Origin of the sequence: Amycolatopsis sp. NPDC051371 (assembly GCF_040682155.1) — a bacterium.
GTDB lineage: Bacteria > Actinomycetota > Actinomycetes > Mycobacteriales > Pseudonocardiaceae > Amycolatopsis.
The window spans coordinates 59,655-82,726 of the sequence record NZ_JBFBAG010000033.1 but is presented as its reverse complement, the minus strand read 5'-3'; the positions used below and the strand labels follow the sequence as shown (position 1 = coordinate 82,726).

General features: G+C 71.0%; 19 protein-coding genes. 14 read left to right on the top strand and 5 right to left on the bottom strand.

The window, feature by feature from the left end; translation table 11 throughout:
* The first annotated feature begins 16 nt into the window (after positions 1–16).
* Together AB0M59_RS34300 and AB0M59_RS34295 are read left to right on the top strand one after the other, a co-directional pair.
* The gene (locus AB0M59_RS34300) at positions 17–334 is read left to right on the top strand and encodes a hypothetical protein (RefSeq protein WP_364623782.1); all 318 of its coding nucleotides are present in this window, start codon (positions 17–19) and stop codon (positions 332–334) included.
* The gene (locus AB0M59_RS34295; protein ID WP_364623875.1) at positions 334–1,455 is read left to right on the top strand and encodes a WXG100 family type VII secretion target; all 1,122 of its coding nucleotides are present in this window, start codon (positions 334–336) and stop codon (positions 1,453–1,455) included. Before AB0M59_RS34300 ends, AB0M59_RS34295 begins: the two co-directional genes overlap by 1 nt.
* A 39-nt stretch (positions 1,456–1,494) precedes the next feature.
* Here the strand turns inward: AB0M59_RS34295 and AB0M59_RS34290 are convergent, their stop codons facing one another.
* A complete protein-coding gene (locus AB0M59_RS34290) occupies positions 1,495–3,120 on the bottom strand; it encodes a S8 family serine peptidase (RefSeq protein ID WP_364623780.1) in 1,626 nt (541 codons plus the stop codon).
* A gap of 20 nt (positions 3,121–3,140) precedes the next feature.
* A complete protein-coding gene (gene eccD, locus AB0M59_RS34285; protein WP_364623778.1) occupies positions 3,141–4,505 on the bottom strand; it encodes a type VII secretion integral membrane protein EccD in 1,365 nt (454 codons plus the stop codon).
* 650 nt (positions 4,506–5,155) lie between these two features.
* Between eccD and eccCa the strand changes: the two genes are divergently transcribed.
* The 5 genes from eccCa (at position 5,156) to AB0M59_RS34260 (ending at position 12,577) form a co-directional block, all read left to right on the top strand.
* Positions 5,156–9,169 (top strand): type VII secretion protein EccCa, encoded by a 4,014-nt coding sequence (gene eccCa, locus AB0M59_RS34280; protein WP_364623776.1) that lies wholly within the window; start codon positions 5,156–5,158, stop codon positions 9,167–9,169.
* 103 nt (positions 9,170–9,272) lie between these two features.
* On the top strand, positions 9,273–11,276 hold the full coding sequence (locus AB0M59_RS34275) for a type VII secretion-associated protein (protein ID WP_364623774.1): 2,004 nt from the start codon (positions 9,273–9,275) through the stop codon (positions 11,274–11,276).
* Positions 11,277–11,292: 16 nt separating this feature from the next.
* Entirely contained in the window at positions 11,293–11,649 is a 357-nt protein-coding gene (locus AB0M59_RS34270; protein WP_364623772.1) for a hypothetical protein, read from the top strand.
* 256 nt (positions 11,650–11,905) lie between these two features.
* Positions 11,906–12,223, top strand: coding sequence for a WXG100 family type VII secretion target (locus AB0M59_RS34265; protein WP_364623770.1), 318 nt, complete (start codon positions 11,906–11,908; stop codon positions 12,221–12,223).
* A 60-nt stretch (positions 12,224–12,283) separates the two neighbouring features.
* The gene (locus tag AB0M59_RS34260; RefSeq protein ID WP_364623768.1) at positions 12,284–12,577 is read left to right on the top strand and encodes a WXG100 family type VII secretion target; all 294 of its coding nucleotides are present in this window, start codon (positions 12,284–12,286) and stop codon (positions 12,575–12,577) included.
* Between the two features lie 137 nt (positions 12,578–12,714).
* Here AB0M59_RS34260 and AB0M59_RS34255 read toward each other — a convergent pair whose 3' ends face one another.
* Positions 12,715–13,437 (bottom strand): DUF4333 domain-containing protein, encoded by a 723-nt coding sequence (locus tag AB0M59_RS34255; protein WP_364623766.1) that lies wholly within the window; start codon positions 13,435–13,437, stop codon positions 12,715–12,717.
* 29 nt (positions 13,438–13,466) lie between these two features.
* Positions 13,467–14,360, bottom strand: coding sequence for a hypothetical protein (locus AB0M59_RS34250; RefSeq protein ID WP_364623764.1), 894 nt, complete (start codon positions 14,358–14,360; stop codon positions 13,467–13,469).
* Positions 14,361–14,634: 274 nt separating this feature from the next.
* Between AB0M59_RS34250 and rplM the strand changes: the two genes are divergently transcribed.
* The 3 genes from rplM (at position 14,635) to glmM (ending at position 17,352) form a co-directional block, all read left to right on the top strand.
* A complete protein-coding gene (gene rplM / locus AB0M59_RS34245; protein ID WP_284745421.1) occupies positions 14,635–15,087 on the top strand; it encodes a 50S ribosomal protein L13 in 453 nt (150 codons plus the stop codon).
* Between the two features lie 101 nt (positions 15,088–15,188).
* Positions 15,189–15,728 (top strand): 30S ribosomal protein S9, encoded by a 540-nt coding sequence (gene rpsI, locus AB0M59_RS34240; RefSeq protein WP_364623873.1) that lies wholly within the window; start codon positions 15,189–15,191, stop codon positions 15,726–15,728.
* A gap of 289 nt (positions 15,729–16,017) precedes the next feature.
* A complete protein-coding gene (glmM, locus tag AB0M59_RS34235; protein WP_364623762.1) occupies positions 16,018–17,352 on the top strand; it encodes a phosphoglucosamine mutase in 1,335 nt (444 codons plus the stop codon).
* Here the strand turns inward: glmM and AB0M59_RS34230 are convergent.
* Positions 17,338–18,222, bottom strand: coding sequence for a cytochrome P450 (locus AB0M59_RS34230; protein WP_364623760.1), 885 nt, complete (start codon positions 18,220–18,222; stop codon positions 17,338–17,340). The two genes, glmM and AB0M59_RS34230, sit on opposite strands and share 15 nt — an antisense overlap.
* A gap of 30 nt (positions 18,223–18,252) precedes the next feature.
* On the opposite strand from AB0M59_RS34230, the gene AB0M59_RS34225 reads away from it, so the two are divergent.
* The 4 genes from AB0M59_RS34225 to AB0M59_RS34210 all read left to right on the top strand — a co-directional run bounded on the left by AB0M59_RS34225 (position 18,253) and on the right by AB0M59_RS34210 (position 23,053).
* Positions 18,253–19,803, top strand: coding sequence for a fatty acyl-AMP ligase (locus AB0M59_RS34225; RefSeq protein WP_364623758.1), 1,551 nt, complete (start codon positions 18,253–18,255; stop codon positions 19,801–19,803).
* Positions 19,796–20,056 carry an acyl carrier protein gene (locus AB0M59_RS34220; RefSeq protein ID WP_364623756.1) on the top strand — a complete coding sequence of 87 codons (261 nt, stop codon included), beginning with the start codon at positions 19,796–19,798 and terminating at the stop codon, positions 20,054–20,056. The genes AB0M59_RS34225 and AB0M59_RS34220 overlap by 8 nt, the downstream gene beginning before the upstream one ends.
* A gap of 175 nt (positions 20,057–20,231) precedes the next feature.
* Positions 20,232–20,510: a hypothetical protein gene (locus AB0M59_RS34215; RefSeq protein WP_364623754.1), complete on the top strand. Its 279-nt coding sequence runs from the start codon at positions 20,232–20,234 to the stop codon at positions 20,508–20,510.
* Positions 20,510–23,053 (top strand): WXG100 family type VII secretion target, encoded by a 2,544-nt coding sequence (locus AB0M59_RS34210; RefSeq protein ID WP_364623752.1) that lies wholly within the window; start codon positions 20,510–20,512, stop codon positions 23,051–23,053. The genes AB0M59_RS34215 and AB0M59_RS34210 overlap by 1 nt, the downstream gene beginning before the upstream one ends.
* The last annotated feature ends 19 nt before the right edge of the window (positions 23,054–23,072 follow it).

The following is a 23,072-nucleotide window of genomic DNA, read 5'->3' as shown; positions in this document are numbered from 1 at the left end:
TGAGCGGAGAGGTGCCATGGCCGGCTTGAGGATGGACGGCGTGGTCGTCGCCGAGTACGCCCGGACGGCTGAGGAGGCCGCTGACGACCTGCACGCGGCGGCGGCCGACGTGGGGGGCGAGGGCGTTTCCGGGGAGTCCTACGGCCCGCTGGGCGCGCAGATCGGGCTCGGTGAGTCGTACGGCCGCGCGGCCGGCGCGCTCCGGCGTCAGCTGGCCGACGGCGCCGAGGCGCTGAAGTCGGCCGCGGAAGCGCTGCGGCAGGCCACGGTCCGCCACAGCGGGCAGGACGCGGAGGCCGCGGAGCTGATCAAGCGCGCGGGCAAGGTCGGATGATGTTCGCCGAACCGGAAGCCTCCACAGACTCCATTCCGCACCCGCTGGCCAAGCGGGCAGCCCCGGTGCCCGCCGTTCCCGCGGTGGAATTCGGCCCGGACGCGGAAGGCGACCAGATCGCCGCCACGGCCGAGCCGTACTTGGGTTACCTCACCGACGTGTCCCGTCAGCTGGGGCTGGCCGACCCCGTCGAGACGTACTTCCGCCCGCTGATCGGCCGCTGGGGCGACCTCGGTGCCGAAGCCGGGCGGCTGCGCCAGGCCGCGAGCGCCGCGGCCGAGGTGTCCACGCGGCTCGACGACGGCCTCGGCCGGCTCGACGGCGGCTGGGAAGGCCGGGACGCCGACGCGTTCGTCGCGTACATGCGCGAGATCGGGGCCGCGGGCGGCGACCTCCAGGAGGCGCTCACCGTCCTCGCCGGCGCGCTCGACGAGCTGGTGACGACGCTCCGCCACGTCGTCGTCGACCTCGTCGAGGTGCTGGTCGACGCCGCGGACCTGATCTCCGAGACGATGACGCTGCCGAGCGGGGGCACCAAACGGGCGCGGGTCCAGCTGGCGGAGACGCAGGAGTCGGCGAAGGCGCTGTACGAGACCGCGCGGGACGTCCTCGAGGCGTTCGACCGGCTTTGCGACGGTGTCGACGATCCCGATGCGACCTCCCGGAGCATCGAGATCGCGCACCGGTACCCGGAGGAGCGGTTCCGGCTGCACGACGACGCCGTGATCGGTTCCACCGGCGCTGAAGAAACGACGGCAACGCCGACCGCGGCGGACTCCGATTCCGACGAGGTCATGACGCCGTCGTCGGCGAGCGGGGACGCGGCGGAGCCGAAGCACACCGGCGCGGGCACGCCGGACGCCGCTCAGCCCGCCGACGCGGCACCTCAGCCGCCCCCGGCCGAGGACAATTCGGCGAACCACAGCGCGTCGGGCATGCCGATGATGCCGATGATGGGCTTCGGCTCGTTCGGCGGAGGCGGCGGCCAAGGCCGGCGCCAGTCGAAGACGCGCCCGACGACGACGTCGTCGGAGCTGTTGGGGGAGCCGGGTTTGGTGGCCCCGCCGGTGATCGGTGAGGAAGAAAAGCCGGCGCAGCAGAAGAAACCGCCGGCGAAGTGACCCGGTCCCGGCCCGCGGTGAACGCGGGCCGGGAGAGCGTCAGCGGCGGGAAGCCGTTTCCGCCGGCCGGTTGCGGCGGATGGTGCGCATCACGAACAGCGTGATCAGCAGCGCCACGACACCGCCGCCGGTGCCCGCCAGCGCCACGATCATCGGGGTCGAGCTGTGGTCGTTCGCCGGCGGGAGCTGGGCCAGCTGCGGGGGCGGGATCGGCGCCTGGTTGCCGATCTCGGACGGCAGGCTCTGGGTCAGCGCCGCCACCGGGTCGATGACGCCGTAACCCACGAAGTTGTCGCGGCCGCCCGGAGCCGCGGGGTGCTGGGCGGTCTCCTTGATCCGGTTGATGATGCCCTTGGCGTCGAGGTTCGGGTACTTGGCCTTGACCAAGGCCGCGAGGCCCGCCACGTACGGCGCGGCGAAACTCGTTCCCTGGATCGGGCTGGCCTTGTCGCCGCTCTCGAACGTGAGGTTCGCCAGGCCGTTCGAGCCCTCGGCGGGGTCGAGCGAGATGATCTGCGTCCCCGGCGCCGCGACACCGACCCACGGACCGTGCACGCTGAACGAGGCCACGCTGCCGAATTCGTCGATCGCCCCGACGGACAGCACGTCGTCGGCGAACCACGGCGGCGTCACGATCGTCTTGGGCTTCTTCGCGTCCGGCTGGTCGTTCTGCGGGCAGGTGTCCGTCGCGTTGCCGGCGGCGGCGACGATCACGATGCCCGCCTGAGCCGCGTAGTGCACCGCGGCCTGGACCTGCTGCTCGCCGTCGGTGATGTTGCCGGTGGCGGTGCGGCAGTTGTCGACCGACATGTTGATGACGTCGGCTGCCTTGCGGTCGGCGATGCCGCGGATGATCTCGGCGAGCGTCTTCAGCGTGCCTGCCGTGCCGGCCTTCTCCAGCTGGCGGCCGCCGTTCGACTGCCCGGGCGAGGTCTGGTCGCCGTCACCGGATCCGGTGCCGCCACCACCGCTCGGCGGGAGCGAAGTATCCGACCCGGTGGGCGGAGTGGTGCTCGACGACGGGGTGCCGCCGGTGGTGTTGCTCGCCGACGGCGTCGACGTCGAGGTGTCGGGCTCGTAGTTCTCGCTCAGCTGGCGGTAGGACACGATGGTCGCGTCCGGCGCCACGCCGATGAACCCGACCTCCGGGTTGTCCGGCTTCGCCGCGATGATCCCGGCGACCTCGGTGCCGTGGCCGTCGCAGTCCTCGAGTCCCTTGGGCTGGCCGTTCGTCGGCGTCGCGACGTACTCACCGCCGGACTCGAGGTTCGGCAGCCAGGGGTGCTTCGTCACGCCCGTGTCGACCACGGCGACCTTGACGCCCCGGCCGACGCCGCCGTTCGTGGCGGCCTTGACGATCTCCTGGGCCTTCGTGATCTGCAGGTAGTCCTGACCCCACGGCCGGTTCTTCAGCACGATGTTCTGGCCCAGGGTGCTGCGCTGGACGCAGCCTTTCGACTGTTTGTACTTCTTGTCCGGCTGGCCGGAGTCCGGGAGCAGCTTGCTCATGTCCACCGGCGGCGGAGTTGCGAAGTAGCCGTCGGCGGGCGCCTGCTGCGCCCAGACCGGCACCGCGACGGCCACGGAGGACAGGAAGCCGATCGTGCCGGTCAGCAACGCCGTCGTGGTCCGCCGGGTGGCGCCGAAACGCCGTCCTACTGCCATCCGAGATTCACCCGATCCGGTCACTTGAAGTTCAGGTGCCGCAGGGTCGTGTACAAGTCCATCACGCCCAGGGCCAGCGGGAGCACGGAGGCGATGCAGAGCGCCTCGATGATCTCCACCGTGCGCCGCAGCGGCGGCGAGAAGCGCTGGTTCGGGAAGATCACGCCGACCACGAGCGCGCCCGCGGCCAGCAGGATCAGGATGCCGAAGACGTAGAGCAGGCGGTTCTGCGCGCTCGCCGAGACCAGCCAGCCGATCGCGATGCCGGTCGCCGCGACGAGGCCAGTGGTGAGTAGGGCGACCGCCTGGCTGCCGTTCGCGTACGCGCGGGCGCGCAGGAGCAGCACGAGCGTCGCGACGACGCCCAGGATGATCCCGAACGCACCGGGTGCGCTGGCAGCGATGACCGCGGAGACGGCGACCGTGGCGCCGCAGCCGACCATCAGGCCGGTCATGTAGTTGTGCGCGATCGCCGTGCGGCGCTCGATCGCCCGGTAGTCCGGGAAACCGGAGTCTTCCTTGAGCTCCTCCGCGCTGCCCGGGACGTGCGGCAGCGGCAGCTTCGCGAGCCAGATCGTGGCGCGCGGCAGGATCGAGATGCAGGCGAGGGCGACCGCGACCGTGCCGGCCGCGATGCCGGCCGCCGGGTGCGCGACGAGCGTGCCGAACAGGAAGGCCAGGCCGCCGAAGGTGCCCGCGGTGGCCGCGGCGATGAACGTCGTGATGCCGGCGCCGATGACCATGATGCAGACCGACGCGACGATGATCACGAGGACCGCGCCGAGCAGCAGGTTCGCCCGCATCGACAGGCCGGGCACGATGTAGAAGCCGCTGACGAACGCGAGGGGCAGGCCGCCGGCCGCGGCGATCAGGACCCCGGTCGCTTCGGCGTTGTACGCCTTGGCGAGGGTCGCGCCGACCGCGACGCACGCGATCGCGCCGATGCCGCCGGCGATGGCGGCGCCGAGCGCGTTGCCGCCGTAGAGCGAACCGCTCATGAACAGCGCGACCGCGGCGGCGATCAGCGCCAGCCCGCCCGCGACGTGCCCGAAGCGGTTCGCCGTCTCCTTGGTCCACGGGCGGAAGCTGTCGGGGGAGGACTCCGCGATGGCGTCGACGACGTCGTCGTACAGCGGCGGCGGCGGGTTCTCGTTGCGCTTGCGCAGCTGGAGCAGTTCGCCGTCGACGACGCCGAGCGAGGCCAGGGTCCGGCTCGGGTCGAGCGGGGCGTCGCCGAGCTTGGCCAGCGCCCAGCCGCCGTGGCGGGCCCCGCCGTCCGGCGACGACTCCTTGGCCATGTCCAGCAGCATCGGCAGCAGATCGGCCACCGCGACGTCGGCGGGCAGCGCCACATCGATCCGCGTGGAGGGCGCGACGACCGTCACCCTGCTGAAAACTGTCGTGCCCGTAGCCACTGCACTGCCCCCGCTCGGTCGAGACTGCTCCCGGGGGAACTTATACCGAACCCCGGTGCCGACATCATCGAACGTCCGAAATTCACCGTCATCCGCAGGTCGGGTCCCGGCCGCGGGTTCCAGGACGGGCGGGGTTCCGCCCGGGCCACACGACAGGTCCGGCCTCGTTGTGACTCGTTTCCCTCCTCCGGCGACAGGGCTCCGGCAAAGTCCCGGTCGCACGCTTGCCGCCGGCCCACCCAACGTCCTGAATGAGTCATTCAGGTCTTCAGAGGTCCTGAATGAGTCGTTCAGGACCTCCGCCGGCTCCCCGAGCGACCGCCGACCCGGCCTGGCCTGGCCACCCGACTTTGCCGGGCCCCTGTCGTCCGGCGACATGAACGAGTCGTTCATGTCGTGCGGCCCGCCGTCCCCACCGCGATCCGGCCGCCGGCAGAGCGAGGTACCAGACCTGGAACCTGGCGTTACTGTCGGTGGTGGGCCCTACACTCGCCAGACGAGGGTGGGCAGCGCTCACGAGCGGTTCCGGCGTCCGCCGGAATTCGTCAGCGGCGTTCGATAGGTTGTTCGCACACCTTGCGGTGGCCGCCATCGTCGAGTTTTGAATGAGGGGTCCTTCGATGAGCACGCTGCAGTTCAAGAAGTCGCCGCGGCTGGCGGCACCGCGCCCGCCGGGTGGTGAGGTGCACCTCGAGCCGCCGCCCGAGGTGCCTCGCGTCATCCCCGGCAACATCGTCATGAAGGCGCTGCCGATCGTCATGATCGTCGCGTCGCTCGGGATGATGGTCTTCATGTTCCAGGCCAGCAACCGGAACCCGATGATGATGGCCATGGGCGGCATGATGGTCGTCGGCACGCTCGGGATGATGGCCGGCGGTGGCGGCAAGGGCGGGGGCGCCAAGCGCGCCGAGATGGACGAGGACCGCAAGGACTACCTCCGCTACCTGGGCCAGATGCGCGACCGCGCCCGCGAGGCGATGGTCGACCAGCGCGCCGCGCTCGAGTGGGTGCACCCCGACCCGCAGTCCCTGTGGTCGCTGGCCGCCAGCCGCCGCATGTGGGAGCGCCGGCAGAACGACCAGGACTTCCTGCACCTGCGCGTCGGGCGCAGCTCGCACCGCCTCGCGACGCGGCTGGTCCCGCCGCAGACCGGGCCGGTCGACGAGCTGGAGCCGATCGCCACCCTCGCGCTGCGCCGGTTCGTGCGCGCGCACTCGATCGTGCCGGACCTGCCGACCCAGATCACCCTGCGCGGGTTCGCCGCGGTGAGCATGCAGGGCGACCGGGCGCTGACCCGCGGCCTGACCCGGGCGATGCTCGCGCAGATGGTCACCTTCCACAGCCCCGACGACGTGCTGATCGCGGTCGCCACCGCGGGCCGGGCGAAGGAGGAGTGGGAGTGGGCGAAGTGGCTCCCGCACGCCCAGCACCCGACGCTGGCCGACGGCATCGGCCAGCTCCGCATGATGGCCGGTTCGCTGGCCCAGATCGAAAACTGGCTCGACGAAGAGTTGCGTGACCGGCAGCGGTTCTCCCGCAACGCGACTCCGGCGCCGGACCAGCCGCACGTCGTGATCATCATCGACGACGCCGAGGTCACCCGCGAAGAGCAGATCATCCTCGAAGAGGGCCTGGTCGGCGTCACGCTGGTCGACCTGTCGGACTCCATCGGCAACCTCGCCGCCCGCCGCGGCCTGCGGCTGGTCGTGGAGGCCGACAGGCTGGGTGCGCGCAGCGCCGGCGGCGTCGAGTGGTTCGGCCGCCCGGACACCCTCAGCCTGGTCGAGACCGAGTCGCTGGCCCGGCTGATCTCGCCCTACCGCGTCGGTGGCGCGGCCGGGCAGGACGTCGGCGACGAAGAGCCGCTGCTGTCCAACCCGTCGCTGCTGGAGCTGCTCGGCATCCCGGGTGACCCGATGACCTTCGACGTGCAGCAGGCGTGGCGGCCCCGCCCGATCCGCGACCGCTACCGCGTCCCGTTCGGCGTCGGGGAGTACGGCCAGCCGGTCGAGCTGGACATCAAGGAAGCCGCCGCGGAAGGCATGGGCCCGCACGGGTTGTGCATCGGCGCGACCGGTTCGGGTAAGTCGGAGTTCCTGCGGACGCTGGTGCTGGGCATGCTCGCCACGCACTCCTCGAGCACGCTGAACTTCGTCCTCGTCGACTTCAAGGGTGGCGCGACCTTCCTCGGTTTGGACAAGGCCCCGCACGTCTCCGCGGTCATCACCAACCTCGCGGACGAGGTCACGCTGGTCGACCGCATGAAGGACGCGCTCGCCGGGGAGATGAACCGCCGGCAGGAAGCGCTGAAGAACGGCGGTAACTTCAAGAACGTCTGGGAGTACGAGAAAGCCCGGGAGAACGGCGCCGACCTCGACCCGTTGCCGGCGTTGTTCATCGTCTGTGACGAGTTCTCCGAGCTGCTGGCGGCGAAGCCGGACTTCATCGACCTGTTCGTCGCGATCGGCCGGCTGGGCCGGTCGCTGCAGATGCACATGCTGCTCGCCTCGCAGCGCCTGGAGGAGGGGAAGCTGCGCGGGCTGGACTCGCACCTGTCGTACCGGATCGGCTTGAAGACCTTCTCCGCGGCGGAATCCCGCGCGGCGATCGGGGTGCCGGACGCGTTCGAGCTGCCCTCGGTCCCCGGTGGCGGGTACCTCAAGTTCGACACCTCCACGCTGGTCCGGTTCAAGGCCTCCTACGTCTCGGGCCCCTACCGCCCGGCCGGCATCCAGGCCGCGGGCCCGGCGGCGACCGTGGTGCGGGCGGACAAGCGGCCGCAGCTGTTCGTCCCGGACTTCGTGGAGTTGCCGAAGGAGCCCGAGCCGGAGCTGATCGAGGCGCCGCAGCAGGCCGCGCCGCAGCAGCCGGAGGAGGCGGTCGAGCCCAGCGAGCTGGACGTGATCGTGTCGCGGTTGATCGGGCAGGGCCCGCCGGCGCACGAGGTGTGGCTGCCGCCGCTGAAGGACCCCAACTCCCTCGACACGCTGTTGCCGAACCTGAACCCGACCGACGACCGCGGTCTGTCCCCGGTCGGTTTCTTCGGCAACGGCCGGCTGCAGGTGCCGCTGGGCATCGTCGACCGGCCGTACGAGCAGCGCCGTGACCCGCTGTGGGCGGACTTCTCCGGCGCGGCCGGGCACGGGGTGATCGTCGGCGGCCCGCAGTCGGGGAAGTCGACGATGCTGCGGACGCTGATCATGTCGATGGCGCTGACCCACACGCCGGAGGAGGCGCAGTTCTACTGCCTGGACCTCGGTGGTGGCACCCTGGCGGGTCTCGCTGACCTGCCGCACGTGGGTGGTGTCGCGGTGGCCCGGCGCGAGCCGGACAAGGCGCGGCGGATCGTGGCCGAGCTGACCACCCTGCTCACCGAGCGGGAAGGCCGGTTCGGGTCGATGGGCATCGACTCGATGACCGAGTTCCGCAACCGCAAACGCCGCGGCGAGATCCGGCCGGACCAGGACCCGTTCGGCGACGCGTTCCTCATCGTCGACGGCTGGCGGGCCCTGCGCGACGACTTCGAAGAGCTCGAGACGACGATCACCCGGATCGCGACGCAGGGTCTGTCCTACGGGGTGCACGTCATCGTCGCCGCCAACCGGTGGGCGGACATCCGCCCGGCGATCAAGGACATGATCGGTACCCGGTTCGAGCTGCGCCTGGGTGACCCGACCGAGTCCGACATCGACCGGCGGGTCGCCGTGAACATCCCGGCCGGGCGGCCGGGCCGCGGCCTGACGCGGGAGAAGCTGCACCTGCTGGGCGGGTTGCCGCGGATCGACGGGTCCAGCGATCCGGAGACGATCGCGGCGGGCGTGGCCGACGCGGTGGCGAAGATCAAGGGAGCGTGGCGGGGCCGGGTGGCGCCGCAGGTGCGGCTGCTGCCGGAGCTGATCACCTACGACGAGGTGCTCAAGCTCGACAGTCAGCGGGATTCGAAGCTGATCCCGATCGGCGTCAACGAAGAGGACCTGCAGCCGATCTACCTGGACTTCAACGCCGAGCCGCATTTCTACGCGTTCGCGGACGGGGAGTCGGGGAAGACGAACCTGCTGCGGCAGATCGCCCGGGGCATTTCGGAGCGGTTCACGTCGAAGGAAGCGCTGATCCTGCTGGTCGACTACCGGCGCACGATGCTCGGGTACGTGCAGGGTGATTCGCTGCTCGGGTACGCGGTGTCGGCGGCGCAGCTGGAGAGCATGGTCGGCGACGTCTTCAACTCGATGACGCGGCGCCTGCCGGGTCCGGACGTCACGCAGGAGCAGCTGAAGACGCGGTCGTGGTGGAAGGGGCCGGAGTTGTTCATCCTGGTCGACGACTACGACCTGGTGGCGACCTCGAGCAACAATCCGTTGCGGAAGATCTCCGACTTCCTGCCCCAGGCCAAGGACGTCGGCCTGCACCTGGTGGTCGTCCGGCGCACCGGTGGTGCGAGCAAGGCGATGTACGACCCGATCATCGGCAAGCTGAAGGAGATCGCGGCGCCGGGCATGGTGATGAACGGTTCGCGGGACGAGGGTGCGCTGGTCGGCAACATCAAGGCGTCGGCGATGCCGCCGGGCCGGGGCAACCTGCTGACCCGCAAGGCCGGCAAGCAGCTCATCCAGGTGTCGTGGATCAACCCCGACTAGGTACGGCGACGGCGCGCCCGGCTGGGAACGGTAGGTTCCTCCCCGAGGGCGCGCCCCGTCGGCCGGGCGCGGGGGAACGCGACAAGTTTTTCGGGAGCTGCTGGTGACGGTCCGGGTTGCGGTGGACTTCGGGACGTCGAGCACCTGCGTCGTCGCCTCGGTGAACGGGCGCGATCCGCAGGTCGTGGTGATCGACGGCCAGCCGCTGATGTCCTCGGCGGTGTTCGCGGCGGCGGACGGCACGCTGTTCGTCGGCCAGGAGGCCGAGCGGCAGGCGGCCGTCGACCCGTCGCGGTACGAGCCGAACCCGAAGCGCCGGATCGACGAAGGTGATCTGCTGCTCGGCGACAGCGTCCTGCGCGTCACCGACGTCGTGCACGCCGTGCTGGGCCGCGCGGTCGCCGAGGCCCGCCGCCTCGCCGGCGAAGCCGAGGTCGACCTGCTGGTGCTGACCCACCCCGCGGACTGGGGCGCCATCCGCACCCGGCTGCTGCGGCAGGCGGCCGGCGGGCTGGCGCGCGAGGTCGCGCTGGTGCCCGAGCCGGTCGCGGCGGCGGTCTACCACGCGGCGACGTTCGCCCCGCAGGACGTGACGAACGACCGCACCGTCGAGTTCAGCGGCCGCCCCGGCGACGCGCTGGCGGTGCTGGACCTCGGCGGCGGCACGATCGACGTCAGCGTGGTGCGGCGGCTGCCGCCGGACACAGCGCGCGATCGCGCCGGACGCCCGCAGCGCGGCGGCTTCCAGGTGCTGGCCACCCGGGGCGACCCGGCCTTCGGCGGCGCGGACATCGACCAGGCGCTGCTGGAGCACGTCGGCGCGCTCGTGGCCGGGGCGGACCAGGACGCGTGGCGCCAGCTCGTCGAAGGGCGGGAGCTGGTCGACCGGCGCCGCCGCCGCGTGCTGCGCCAGGACGTGCGAGGAGCCAAGGAAACCCTGTCGCGGCACGCCTACACCGACGTGCCGATGCCGCCGCCGTTCGCGGACGCGCACGTGACGCGTGAAGACCTGGAACGGCTCATCACGGCGCCGCTGGGGCGCGCGGTGGAGCTGACGGTCGCGGCGATCGGCGACGCCGGCCTGCGGCCGAAGCAGCTCACGGCGATCTTCCTGGTCGGCGGGTCGAGCCGGATCCCGATGATTTCGCGGCTGGTGCACGAACGCACGGGCGTCGTGCCGACGAGCCTCGACCAGCCCGAGACGGTGGTCGCGCGCGGCGCGCTGCGGGCGGTGCTGGTGGACCCGGACCGCACGGGCGCGCTGCCCGGCGAGGCGATGGCCCGGCTGGGCGCGGTGCCGGGCGGCGCCCTCAACCCGGCGGCGCAGCGCACGGAGGTCGTCCGCCCCGGCGACGTCGCCCCGCGCCCGGCGCCGCCGCGCACGCCGGTCCCGCCGGCCAACGGGTTCCCGAACCGCGCGGGGCCGCCGCCGTCACCACCCCACGGACAGCCGGTGGCCCGGCCGCCGTGGACCCCGCCCGCCGGCCAGGCCACCCCGTCCGGCCCGCCCGGCAACCGCCCCGGCGGGGCCACCGCGTCGCCGGAGAAGAAGCCCGGCCGCGGGAAGCTCTGGGGGATCGTCGCCGGCGCCGTGGTCGTCGTGGCCGCGCTCGTCGTCACCGGGATCTTCGTGTTCGCCGACTCCGGCGGCCAGGCCGAGACCGGCCGGACCCTTTCGCAGTACGACTTCAAGTTCGTGTCGCCCGAGGACTGGGTGCAGACCGACGACCGGGTCGCCCAGCGGCAGGTCGTGATCCACCCGCAGGAGTCGCGCGACGGCAACGACCTCCTGGTCGCCCAGGAGTTCGTCATGGACTACGACGCGACGGCGGACCCGCAGAAGCTCGCGGACGAGCTCAAAGTCGGCGCGGACCGCGATCCCGAGCACTACAGTGCGTTCAACCCGGCCCTCTCCTACGCCGGCAAGACCGTGATCGGCTACCACGAGATCAAGAAGGACCGCCCCGACCTCCAGGTCGACTGGTACGTCGTGGCGAAGGGCCGGATCCGCGTCCACGTCGGCTGCCAGTACGCCACGGCGCAGTTGCGCGACCGGGTCGCCGCCGCCTGCACGCAGGCCGTGCGCACGGTCGAGATCCTCAACTGAGAGAGGAGGGCACGCGGTGCCTTCCGAAGAGTTCGAAAGCGCCGCGTCCGCCTTCCGGCGCACCGGCGAAGACGCGGTGACGCACGCCCGGCGCGTCACCGGGAACGCGAAGGCGCGCAGCCGGCGCCACCACAGCGAAAACGTCGAACTGCTGAAGCGCAGCGGCCGCGGCGCGAAGTCCGGCGACCCGACTCCCGGCACGCTGCGCGCCGCCGCCGAACGGTTCCGCCGTGCCCGCGGCTTGCCGGTCCCGGGGGTTCCGGATCCGGCCGATTCGGTTCCTTCGCGTTCGCAATCCTCCGCTCGTGCCCCTCGAACGGGTGACGAGGACGAAGACTTTTCCCAGATGCGAATCATGAAACGCGACGCCTGACTGCCGGTCGGTGATCGCTGTGCGTGTGCTAACAACGCTGGTGGAGAACGCATTTTCGGGTGACGCGTCGCGATGTCGGGTCGATCGGGCAATACCCGCGGCGACCGGTTCCCGGTGCGAGCGTTCACGCAAGCAACTACTTGCGGGCAAAGCACGACAAGGGGGAACCGGACATGGCAAGGTCTGCGTCGTAGGGCCGTACAAACGAACAAGACTTGTTACGGCCGACCACCACTCTTAAGAAGGGGGTTCCAGCATGGCTGGATTCCAGGGAACAGTCGCCCAGTTCACCGATGCCGAGGGCAAGGTCACCGAGGTCCGCGCGGGGATGGACCAGAACCTGTCCACGCTGCGCGACCGCATCGAGGCCACCCGCGCCGGCTGGCAGGGCGACGCCCAGAAGGCGTTCGACCACGTCATGCTGCGCTTCGACGACGACGCCCGTCAGATGAACCAGGCCCTCCAGCAGATCGCGGAACTGCTCCGCGAGGCCGGTTCGAAGTACGAGAAGTCCGAGCAGCAGCAGCAGGAGATCCTGGGAGCCGTCAACCGCGGCTTCGACGCGCTCGGCTGAGCTTCACCCCGATCTTCCCTTTCATTCACCCCGAATTCTTGAGAACTGAAGGAGCACATCATGCCTGATGGCGCCGGCATTGTCGTAAATTACGCCACCATCCGCGCGGCCGCGGACGACTGCACGCAGACCGGTGGGGAGCTGCAGCAGGCGTTCGACCGCCTCCAGGACGACCTCAAGCCGCTGGTCACCACGTGGACCGGTTCCGCGAAGGAGCAGTACGACGCGGCCCAGCGCAAGTGGAACGAGAAGTTCGAGGACCTGAAGCAGGTTCTGGCGCAGATCGCCGCCGCGCTGCCGCAGATCGCCGACGGCTACCAGTCGACGGACAGCGCCGTCGAAGGCCTGTTCTGAGCCGGTAGTCCCGGAAACCACGGCGGGCCCGCACTTCGGTGCGGGGCCCGCCGTTTTCGTTTTTACCGCAACAGAGTCGGTTTACGGCAACAGAGCCGGTTTCACGGCAACAGAGCTGTTTCGTGGCAAGGGAAAGCTCAGTGCGGCGCGCCGACCTCGTACTCGGGCCGGTCGTTGAGCACCCGCACGGTCACCTTCTTGTCCTGCCCGCCGATCTTCACCGTGCAGTCGAACGTCGTGCCGTTCTCGGCGGCTTCGTTCGCCGGGCACTGCGCGTTCTTCACGTCCGGCTCGCCGTAGTTCTCGTTGAGGACCTTGACCACACCGTCCTCAAGGGACCGTTGCTCGAGGACGTTCCCGCGGAACGCGCCCAGTAGCCACGCCGCCCCGCCGCCGACGACGAGCACCAGCACGACGGCGCCGGCGATCAGCAGCGGCTTCTTCGACTTCGGTTTCTTCTCCGGCGCGAGAGCGAACGCACCGAGGCCGCCGTACTGCGTGGGCTGGAACCCGCCCCCGTACTGCGGTCCGGAAGGCTGCTGGGAAGGCTGAGCCTGCCACCCGCCGCCGGGCGTGCCCGGCTGCTGGGGAGTCGGCTGGGACGGCGGCTGCCACGGGCCGCCGGCGGGCTGCCCCGGCTGCCACGGCCCCGAGAACGACCCGCTCGTGCCGGGCTGCTGCGCCTGGTTCCACTGGCCGGTGTAGGAACCGGAAGCCACGCCCTGGTCGGCGTTCTGCTGCCACTGCCCGGCGTGCGGACCGGTCGGCTGCTGCTCCGGCTGCCACCCGGAAGGGGCTCCGGGCGGGTTCGCCGGCGGCTGCCACCACTGGGGCTGCTGCGGGTCGGGCGGCTGAGTCATCGGAGGTCACCTCGGGTCGTGGCCACGGTTCAGCTGCCCTGCGCTTCGCCGAGCCGGCGGTAGAAGTCGTCCATGGCCGCCCGGTCGGGCAGCACCGTGATCTGCGACGCGTCCGGCAGCTTCGGCATGTCCTGCAGGCTGGCCTTGCCGGTGAAGCGGAAGTCGTACTTGAGCTCGAGCTGGTGGCCGTCGCCGGAGAACTTGGCGTCCATCACGAACGAGACCAGGCTGCCGTCCGGGTTCAGCGTGATCGTGGTCGGGACCATGGCCTTCTTCAGCTCCGGCCCGACCTGGCTCGTGATGCTGGACGGCAGGATCTCGACCTTGTTCTTGACGAAGATCTCGAACGGCACGTTCACGGTCAGCGCGGTCTTCCCGTCGCCGAGGCTCTTGGCCCCGCGGACCGCGCGCTTGTCGGCCTGGTAGGCGTCCACGGTCGAGTCGGCCATCCGGCACGGGGTCAGCACCCCGCCCCAGGCGCACGGCAGGATCAGGCCGGCCTCGGGCTTCGGCATCGACACCCACGCCGTCGGCGAGACGCCCTTCTGGACGTACATCGGGCCGAGGTAGGTGTACTCGACCGCGCCGGCGGCCGGCGTGTACGTGTCGATGATCTCGTCGGGGTTCTTCTGCGACCGGTGCCGCACCGCCCGGTTCTCCGGGCTGCCGGTGCGGGCCGACGTCACGGTGCTGTGGATCCACTTGTCGTCGAACTTGAAGTAGGCGTCCAGCGAGTTGGTGACGTCGCGCGTGTCGGTGATGGCGTCCCCGAGCTTGCCGATGACCTGCTCGAACTTGCCGCCGACGTAGTCCGCCGCGTCGTCGCCCTTCGGCAGCGCCGTGCCCGCCTTCGCCGTGCCGCAGGCGCTGACCAGGGCCAGGACGGCGCCCAGGACGAAGATCGCCATCGGTCGTTTCTTCATCGCCGTCCCCTGCTCGACTGGGCTGTCCGGTGCGTGCCCGGATCGTCTCATCCTCGCGTGTCGGGGCGGTGCGTGCAGGCACTTCGGCGGGAAAACCCGGTAGAGTCCGGCTGCGCCCGGGCCGGTCGGAGCCCCGGGTGGGCGTTCCAAGCCACCCCCGATGCACAGAGGCGGTGGACGTGCGGGTATCTTCATATGTCGTTGTGCGTTGCGGCGCATCAGCGCGCTAGGCCCGCACATAACCCACACGCAATGTTGACGACGAGGTAGACCCTTGCCCACGTACAGCCCCAAGCCCGGCGACGTCACTCGTGCCTGGCACGTGATCGACGCCGAGGATGTCGTGCTCGGCCGGCTCGCGACCGAGGTCGCCACGCTGCTGCGCGGCAAGCACAAGCCGACCTACGCCCCGCACGTGGACACCGGTGACTTCGTCATCATCGTCAACGCCGAGAAGGTCGCGCTCACCGGAAACAAGCGCGAGCAGAAGTTCGCGTACCGGCACAGCGGTTACCCGGGCGGTCTGCGGAAGCGCTCGTTCGGCGAGCTGCTGGACACCAAGCCCGAGCACCTTCTCGAGAAGGTCGTCAAGGGCATGCTGCCGAAGAACAAGCTCGGCCGCGCCCAGGCGAAGAAGCTGAAGGTCTACGCCGGCCCGCAGCACCCGCACACCGCGCAGCAGCCGCAGGTGCGCGAGATCACCAAGATCGCGCAGGTCGCGCAGTGAGTGAGGAACAGTCTGTGACCAGCACCGAGCCCGAGACCGCCGAGGTCACGACCGAGGCGACCGAGTCCGGCGCCGTCGAGACCAGCGAGACCCCCGCCGAGGTGACCACCGAGGCCCCGGCCGAGGCGACCACCGAAGCTCCGGTCGCCACGAGCGAGACCCCCGCGGCGACCAGCGAGACCCCGGCCGCCACGAGCGAGACGCCCGCGGCGACCAGCGAGAGCGCTGCCGCGCCGCGCCCGTCGCGTGCCGCCGGTGGCAACGCGCAGACCGTCGGCCGCCGCAAGGAAGCCGTCGTCCGCGTGCGGGTCGTCCCCGGCACCGGTGAGTTCAAGCTCAACGGCCGCACCCTCGAGGAGTACTTCCCGAACAAGGTGCACCAGCAGCTCATCCGTGACCCGCTGGTCCTGGTCGAGAAGCCGGACTCGTTCGACATCTTCGCCAACCTGCACGGTGGCGGCGTCTCGGGTCAGGCAGGCGCGCTGCGCCTGGCGATCGCCCGTGCGCTCATCGAGGTCGACGCCGACGACCGCCCGGCCCTCAAGAAGGCCGGCTTCCTGACCCGTGACGCGCGCGCCACGGAGCGGAAGAAGTACGGCCTCAAGAAGGCCCGCAAGGCCCCGCAGTACAGCAAGCGCTGATCGCGCCTCTGGCGCAACCCACCGGAGCGCCCATCCGTCCATCGGATGGGCGCTTCGGCGTTTTCCGGGGGGTTACCAATCCGGCCAAAAGCAGGCCGGCCCCTGAGCGGTACGCAACCGTTGTTACGGGCCGGTTCGGCCGTGACTGTGGTCGGATTGGTAACGAACGAGCACTGTGTCGTTTCCGGGGTCGGGGGCGACACTCGGGGGTGGGGTAGTGCGGCCCGGCAGGGTCGCTAGGTTGTCGTGGTCGGTTGCGCTGCCGCAACCACACTGAGGAGGTCCATCGATGGCACGCCTGTTCGGTACCGACGGCGTACGTGGCCTGGCCAACGCCGAGCTGACGCCGGAGCTGGCGCTGGCGCTGGCGGCCAGCGCCGCCCGCGTGCTCGCCGCGCACGACCGCTCGCACCGGCCGGTCGCGGTCGTCGGCCGCGACCCGCGCGCCAGCGGCGAGATGCTCGAGGCCGCCGTCGTGGCGGGCCTCACCTCCGCGGGGGCCGACGTGCTCCGCGTCGGCGTGCTGCCGACGCCGGCTGTCGCCTACCTGGTCGGCTCGCTCGAGGCCGACCTCGGCGTGATGATCTCCGCGTCGCACAACCCGATGCCCGACAACGGCATCAAGCTCTTCGCCTCGGGCGGGCACAAGCTCCCCGACGGCATCGAGGACGAGATCGAGGCCGGTCTCGCGGACGGCAAGGTCCGCCCGACCGGTGCCGGCGTGGGCCGCGTCCACGACGTCGACGACGCCCTCGACCGCTACGTCACCCACCTGCTCGGCGCGACGCCGCACACGCTCGCCGGGCTGAAGGTCGTCGTCGACTGCGCGAACGGCGCGTCGTCGGCCGCCGCCCCCGAGGTCTACCGCCGCGCCGGCGCCGAGGTCGTCGCGCTGTACGCGGAGCCGGACGGCGTCAACATCAACGAGCACTGCGGCTCGAACCACCCGGACAAGCTGCGCGAGGCGGTCGTCGCGCACGGCGCCCACCTGGGCATCGCCCACGACGGCGACGCCGACCGCTGCGTGGCCGTCGACTCCGCCGGCGAGCTGGTGGACGGCGACCAGATCATGGCGGTGCTGGCGCTGGCGTTCGCCGAGGCGGGCGAGCTGACCAAGGACACGCTGGTCGCGACCGTGATGAGCAACCTCGGCCTGCACCTGGCCATGAAGGCCCACGGCATCACCGTCGTCACGACGGGCGTGGGCGACCGGTACGTCCTCGAGGAGCTGCGCGCGAGCGGCTTCGCCCTCGGCGGCGAGCAGTCCGGCCACGTCGTGCTGCCGGCGCACGCCACCACCGGCGACGGCCTGCTCACGGCGCTGCGCCTGATGAGCCGCATGGCCGAGACGGGCAAGTCCCTCGAAGACCTGGCGGCCGTGATGAACCGGCTCCCGCAGGTCCTGGTGAACGTCCCGGTCGCGGACAAGGCGGCGGTGGCGGACTCGAGCGAGGTCCGCGACGCCGTCGGCGAGGTCGAGGCCGAGCTGGGCGAGGAAGGCCGGGTGCTGCTGCGCCCGTCCGGCACCGAGCAGCTGGTCCGCGTGATGGTGGAGGCGACGGCCCAGGCGACGGCCCAGGCCGCGGCCGACCGCCTGGCGGGCGTCGTCTCAGCGGTTTCCTGACCGGGTGACCACGGCCTTCGCCAGGCCGTGGAACACCGAGTGGGTCTTCCACCCTACGTCGCCGACTTCGCAGCCGCCGTCGAGGAGCTTCGCCAACGCGCCGAGGGCGATCTCGCCCTCGGCCAGCGCGACTCCCGAACCCGGGCACGCGTGGCGGCCCAGGCCGAACGGGAGCCCGTCGGTCAGGGACACCGCCAGCGGGCCGTCCGGGCCGAAGCGCAGGACGTACCGGGCCGGGCAGATCGACGTCACCAGCTCGCGCACGCTTTTCGGCGTGGGCGACGAAGCCAGCTCCAGCCCGGCGCACGCCAGGAAGTTCAGCGAGTTCTCGTAGGCGGCGTGCGCCAGCACCACCGGGTTGAGCATCAGCTCGTCTTCATCGAGCCGGCCGGCCGCGTGGGCCTCCCGCAACGCCGTCAACCCGCCCGGCCCGGCCGCCGCCCGGCTCAGCTGCACCGCGAGCCGGAACGCCGACGCCTGCCCGGTGCGGTCGGCGCCGCCGAAGACGTCGAGGTTCGCCGTCGTCTTCTCCAGGTGGTCCAGGAAGACGTCGTCGAGGGGCACGCCCAGCACCGCCGACGTCACCGCGCCCGCCACCGGCCGAGCGAAGTCGCGCACGAGGTCGAACGACGACCCCAGGCCGCCCACGACGGCTTCGATCGACGCACGCACGGAGTCCGGGAGCGGCTCCAGCCCGGCGATGATCTCCCGCAGTACCCCGCGCACCCGCGCGTGGCCGTCGCCGTCGCGCAGCAGGACGCTCGGCGAGCCGCCACCGGGATCGGACGTCAGATCGGGGGAGCGCAGGGCGTGCACGCACGCGTCGCGGCCGGAGACCACGCCGATCCCGTGCCGCTCGAACTCGTCCATCGCTTGCCCACGGTAGGGCAGGATGGGCCCGTGCCGCCCGCAGACGTCCCGGATGAGGTCCTGACCACCCCGTTCACGGATTACCTGCTCCGCAACGCCAGCGAAGACCGCCCCGCGTTCACGTGCCGCACCTTCCCGGGTCCCACCGACCACACCCTGAGCTGGCCCCAGGTGCTCGACCGCGTCCGCGGGGTCGCGCGTGAGCTGCGCCGGTTCACCCGGCCGGGCGACCGGGTGGCGATCGTCGCCCGCCAGGACCTCGGGTACGTCATCGCGTTCCTCGGCACGCTCTACGCGGGCCGCGTCGCGGTGCCCCTGTCCGTCCCGACCGGCCGGACCGGCCGCACCCGGATCGAGTCGGCCTTCGCGGACGCCACCCCGGCGGCCTGCCTGACCTCGGCGAACCTCCTGGAGAAAGTCCCGTCGCCACCGGGCGTCCTGCTCGCGATCGAGGACATCGGGCCCGACGACGCCGAGCCGCCCGCCGAGGTGGCGATGACCGACCCGGCGTACCTGCAGTACACGTCGGGCTCGACGAGCCGCCCGGCCGGCGCGGTGATCTCGCACCGGGCGCTCGTGGCCGCGTGCTGGCAGACCACGCGGTGCTACCACGCCGACGCGTCGGCCCACCTCGCCGGCTGGGTGCCGTTCTTCCACGACATGGGCCTGATCCTGCTCGTCGGCGTGCCCGTCTTCCTCGGCGCGCACTCGGTGTTCTTCACGCCGATGGAGTTCGTCCGCGACCCGCTGCGCTGGATCCGGCTGCTGGCCGAGCACCCCGGCGCGATCACCGCCGCGCCGAACTTCGCCTTCGACCTGGCCGCCGAGGCCGCGGGGGAGCTGGAAGACGTCGACCTCTCGCACGTCAACTCCGTGCTCAACGGCAGCGAGCCGATCCGCGCGGCCAGCCTCGACGCTTTCAGTCACGCCTTCGCTCCTTACGGGCTGTCGCGCACCTCGCTCAAGCCGTGCTACGGCCTGGCGGAGGCGACGGTGTTCGTCACGAGCGCCGGCGACGAAGGCCCGACGATCACGACGTTCGACGGCGGCGAGCTGGTGTCCGTGGGGCGGCCGTACGGGCAGCGGATTCGTATTGTCGACAAAGAGATCTGGGTGTCCGGTCCGAACGTCGCCGACGGTTACTGGGGCCGGCCGGACCGCGGGGAGACCTTCACCGAAGACGGCTGGCTCCGCACCGGCGACCTCGGGTTCGTCCACGAAGGACAGCTGTACGTCGCCGGGCGCCTGAAGGACCTGATCATCGTCGACGGCCGCAACCACCACCCGCAGGACATCGAGGCCACTGTCGAGGCCGCGCACGCGGGCATTCGGGCCGGGCGCGTCGCCGCGTTCGCCGTGCGGGACGACCACGGCGAGGGCGTCGCGGTCGTCGCCGGCTGCGCGGCACCGGACGACGACGTCGAAAGGGCCGTCCGGCGGGCCGTCTCCGCGGGCCACGACCTGCCGCTGCGCGCCCTGTGGCTGGTCCCGCCGGGCGCGGTGCCGCGGACCTCCAGCGGCAAGGTCGCCCGAGCCGCCGCCCGTGATCGCTGGTGGGGCGAGAATGGGCGCCATGACTGACCCGGCCGCCCACGCCGACGAGATCCGGAAGATCGTCTGCACCGCGCTGCAGCTCCCGCTCGAACGGCTGACCGACACGACGCCGTTCGACGACATCGGCATGACCTCCCGGCAGCGCGTCCAGCTGCTCGCCCGGGTCGAGGTGCGCTACGGCGTCTCCGTCGACCTGGACGAGCTCGACCGGCTGGTGGACGTCCGCGGCGTCGCCGAAGTCATTTCCGAAGCGGTCGCCGCGCAGCACCCCACCGGGTGAGTGCACTTGGGCAAAGCCCAGGTCCGGCGCTCGGCCGAACGCTAGACTCTGTGTGCATCTGCGACGGCACCGAACGGCGTCCGGGTGCGTCACAGTCTCGACACCCGGAACAAGGGCTGTGGATCGAAGGGGGAAGCCGACCATGCCAAACGGTTACGAAGCGAGTTCTGAGGCGATGACGCGGGCGCAGGTCCGCCTCAACGACGTCGCGGACGACCCGGCCGCCGAGGCCAAGAAGGTCGCGCCGACCGAGATCGCGCAGGCGGACTTCGGCCGTGTCCACGGTGACGGCTACAGCAAGTACAAGTCCGGGATCGACGAGATCGGCGCAGGCATGACCGGGCTGTCGAACGCGCTGATGAACCTCGGCAGCGGAATCGGGACCGCCGGCTCGAAGTACACCGCGCAGGAGTCGCACGCCGGCGCGCAGGCGAACTCGGCGGGGAGCAAGTAATGGCGGACTGGGCGGAAATCAAGAAGGTCCTCGACGACCCGAACGTCTCCATGGAAAAGAAGTCCGCGCTCATGGAGGCGTACGACGACAACACCTGGAACTTCAACGAGGAAGAAGAGAAGTACGCCAAGGAATACATCGACGGGTATTCCGACCGGACCTGGCTCGACGCGAAGACGCCGTCCATCGGTTCCGGCGACGACGTCGACAACCGGCTGAAGGAAGCTCAGCAGGATGGCGCGGCGAAGGGCAAGGAGCAGCAGGCCCAGACCGACCGCAAGAACACGGCGAAGAAGAACCTCGACGCGATCGCGACGCCCACGCTGGGGGTCGGCGCGAAGACCTCCGACGAAATGCTCGACCAGGGCAACGTCACCGTCGACTTCCTGGTGCTGTGGACCAACGACATCTGGAACAAGATCAAGGGCGGGACGGGCCAGCTCGACGCCCAGAAGGACCTCAAGGACAAGTTCCACGAGAACCGCGGCATCCAGTTCCAGAAGTTCCTCACCGAGGCCGACGACCTCGCCAAGGCGCACAAGGTCGTCGAGGACACGCTGACCAAGAGCGACACCGAGCTCCAGACCCTCTTCGGGGAGTGGAAGGGCAAGGGCGCGAACGCGGCGGAGATCAAGTACGACGAGGCGATCAAGCCGCACGCCAAGGAGCTCTCGCAGCAGATCGACGGCGCCGCGAAGCTGATCCCGCAGACCGTGACGCACGTCTACGACGCCGTCAAGAAGAAGGTCGACGAGGTCCTGCAGCTGCACCGCACGACGATCGCCCAGGCCGACATCACCATGGCCAGGGACGTCCTCAAGATCGCGAACGGCGAGACCGAGGAATTCGACGACTTCATGAAGGTCGCCGGCTGGGTCGACGCCGTCAACGCGAAGAACGGCAACCAGACGAACCTCGCCGAGCGGCTGCAGAACGACGACTGCGGCTTCAACGACGAGAACAAGGAGTACGGCCGCGACGTCTGCCGCTACTGGCGCGACGGCGCGTTCTCGACCGAGTACCGGGGCCTGATCGACGCCTTCAACGGCTCCTGCAAGTCCGCCAAGGACACGATCGACCAGCAGTTCGGCGCGCTCGAGCGGTTCATGGACGGCTACCGCAACCAGCTCACCGAGGCCAAGGGCACCGACAACGGCGGCACCGACAAGGGCAAGGAGAACACCGGCGGCCCCGGCAAGAACGACAACGGCGGCGGCACGGGCGGCGGCACCGGGGGAGGCACGGGCGGCGGTACCGGCGGTGGAACCGGCGGCGGGGGCAGCACGACGCCGTCGGCGGCCGAGCCGCCCGCGACCGAGGACCCGGCGAAGCCCGAGGACGGGAAGAACCCGATCACCGGCAAGCCCCTCGAGATGGACCCGGACACCGGCAAGCCGTACCCGATCGACCCGACGACCGGTGAGGCCATCAAGGACACCGACGACACCGACACGGTGTCGGTCAAGAAGGGCGACAACACGATCGAGATGTCCGAGCCCGACAAGGAGGGCAAGCAGGACATCTCCGTGGACGACGGCCACGGCAACAAGAAGGACTACCACCTCGACTGGGGTGACGACGACAAGGCCGAAGCCGGCAAGGAGGGCAAGGACGGCGCCAAGGCCGATGACAGCAGCTTCGGCCCGCAGGGCTCGCAGCAGGCCGTCAAGGACGGGCAGCCCTCGGCCGACGGCAGCTACAAGCCGGGTCCCGACGGAAAGATCCACATCAAGGACGGCAACCTCGAGATCACGGCCGAGCGGCCCGAGGGTCCGGACGGTCCGACGATCGTGACCGTCGACGACGGCAAGGGCGAGCCGACGACGTACACGCTCGACGAGAAGGACGACCCGAAGGCGAGCGACCTCAAGACCGACCCGGCGGCCACCGACGGCAGCGGCTCCGCGATCAAGCACGATGCGGACGCCGAGCTGCCGTCGGCGAAGGACCCGGCTCCGGCGAACCCCGACCCGGCCTTTACGCAGGGCGCGGCAGCTTCGGGTGGGGGCGGCTTCACCACCCCCGGCGGCCAGGACTTCTCCGGCGACTTCGGCGGCGGTGGCAGCGTCGGCGCGGAGCCCGCGATCGCGGTGGCCGACGCGGGTGCCGGTGGCGGTGACTCCGGCGTGGCCGGCGGTGGCGGCGGAGACTCGACGACGACGGCCGGGGCGAGCGACTTCGGGTCCGCCGTCACGGGCGGCGGGTCGGCGGACTTCGCCGGCGCCGTGTCGCTGGACCCCGGTGCGCAGTCGGGCAGCGACGCGTCGATGCCGATGGCCGACGGCAGCGGGCTCGGCGCGACCCCGGTCGACTCGGGTGGCCACCAGGCCGCGGCGAACTCGTCCGGCGGGATGAGTGGCATGGGCGGCATGATGGGCGGCATGGGTGGCGCCCCGGGTGGTGGCGGTGGCGGCGGCGACCAGCAGCGCGGGCCCAGCCAGTACCGCATCGAGGGTGGCGTCTTCGAGACGAGCGGCGCCAAGGGCCGGATCAGCGGCTCGCTGGACGACGAGGGTGACCGTTCGATCCGGTACGACCGGTGACCAGGGCTGAGGAGGGCCG

Bases quoted from the DNA above. Each gene is read 5' to 3' on its own strand.
- AB0M59_RS34300 (WP_364623782.1), top strand. From the start codon at position 17: ATGGCCGGCTTGAGGATGGACGGCGTGGTCGTCGCCGAGTACGCCCGG.
- AB0M59_RS34295 (WP_364623875.1), top strand. From the start codon at position 334: ATGTTCGCCGAACCGGAAGCCTCCACAGACTCCATTCCGCACCCGCTG.
- AB0M59_RS34290 (WP_364623780.1), bottom strand. From the start codon at position 3,120: ATGGCAGTAGGACGGCGTTTCGGCGCCACCCGGCGGACCACGACGGCG.
- eccCa (WP_364623776.1), top strand. From the start codon at position 5,156: ATGAGCACGCTGCAGTTCAAGAAGTCGCCGCGGCTGGCGGCACCGCGC.
- AB0M59_RS34265 (WP_364623770.1), top strand. From the start codon at position 11,906: ATGGCTGGATTCCAGGGAACAGTCGCCCAGTTCACCGATGCCGAGGGC.
- AB0M59_RS34260 (WP_364623768.1), top strand. From the start codon at position 12,284: ATGCCTGATGGCGCCGGCATTGTCGTAAATTACGCCACCATCCGCGCG.
- AB0M59_RS34255 (WP_364623766.1), bottom strand. From the start codon at position 13,437: ATGACTCAGCCGCCCGACCCGCAGCAGCCCCAGTGGTGGCAGCCGCCG.
- AB0M59_RS34250 (WP_364623764.1), bottom strand. From the start codon at position 14,360: ATGAAGAAACGACCGATGGCGATCTTCGTCCTGGGCGCCGTCCTGGCC.
- glmM (WP_364623762.1), top strand. From the start codon at position 16,018: ATGGCACGCCTGTTCGGTACCGACGGCGTACGTGGCCTGGCCAACGCC.
- AB0M59_RS34230 (WP_364623760.1), bottom strand. From the start codon at position 18,222: ATGGACGAGTTCGAGCGGCACGGGATCGGCGTGGTCTCCGGCCGCGAC.
- AB0M59_RS34220 (WP_364623756.1), top strand. From the start codon at position 19,796: ATGACTGACCCGGCCGCCCACGCCGACGAGATCCGGAAGATCGTCTGC.
- AB0M59_RS34215 (WP_364623754.1), top strand. From the start codon at position 20,232: ATGACGCGGGCGCAGGTCCGCCTCAACGACGTCGCGGACGACCCGGCC.
- AB0M59_RS34210 (WP_364623752.1), top strand. From the start codon at position 20,510: ATGGCGGACTGGGCGGAAATCAAGAAGGTCCTCGACGACCCGAACGTC.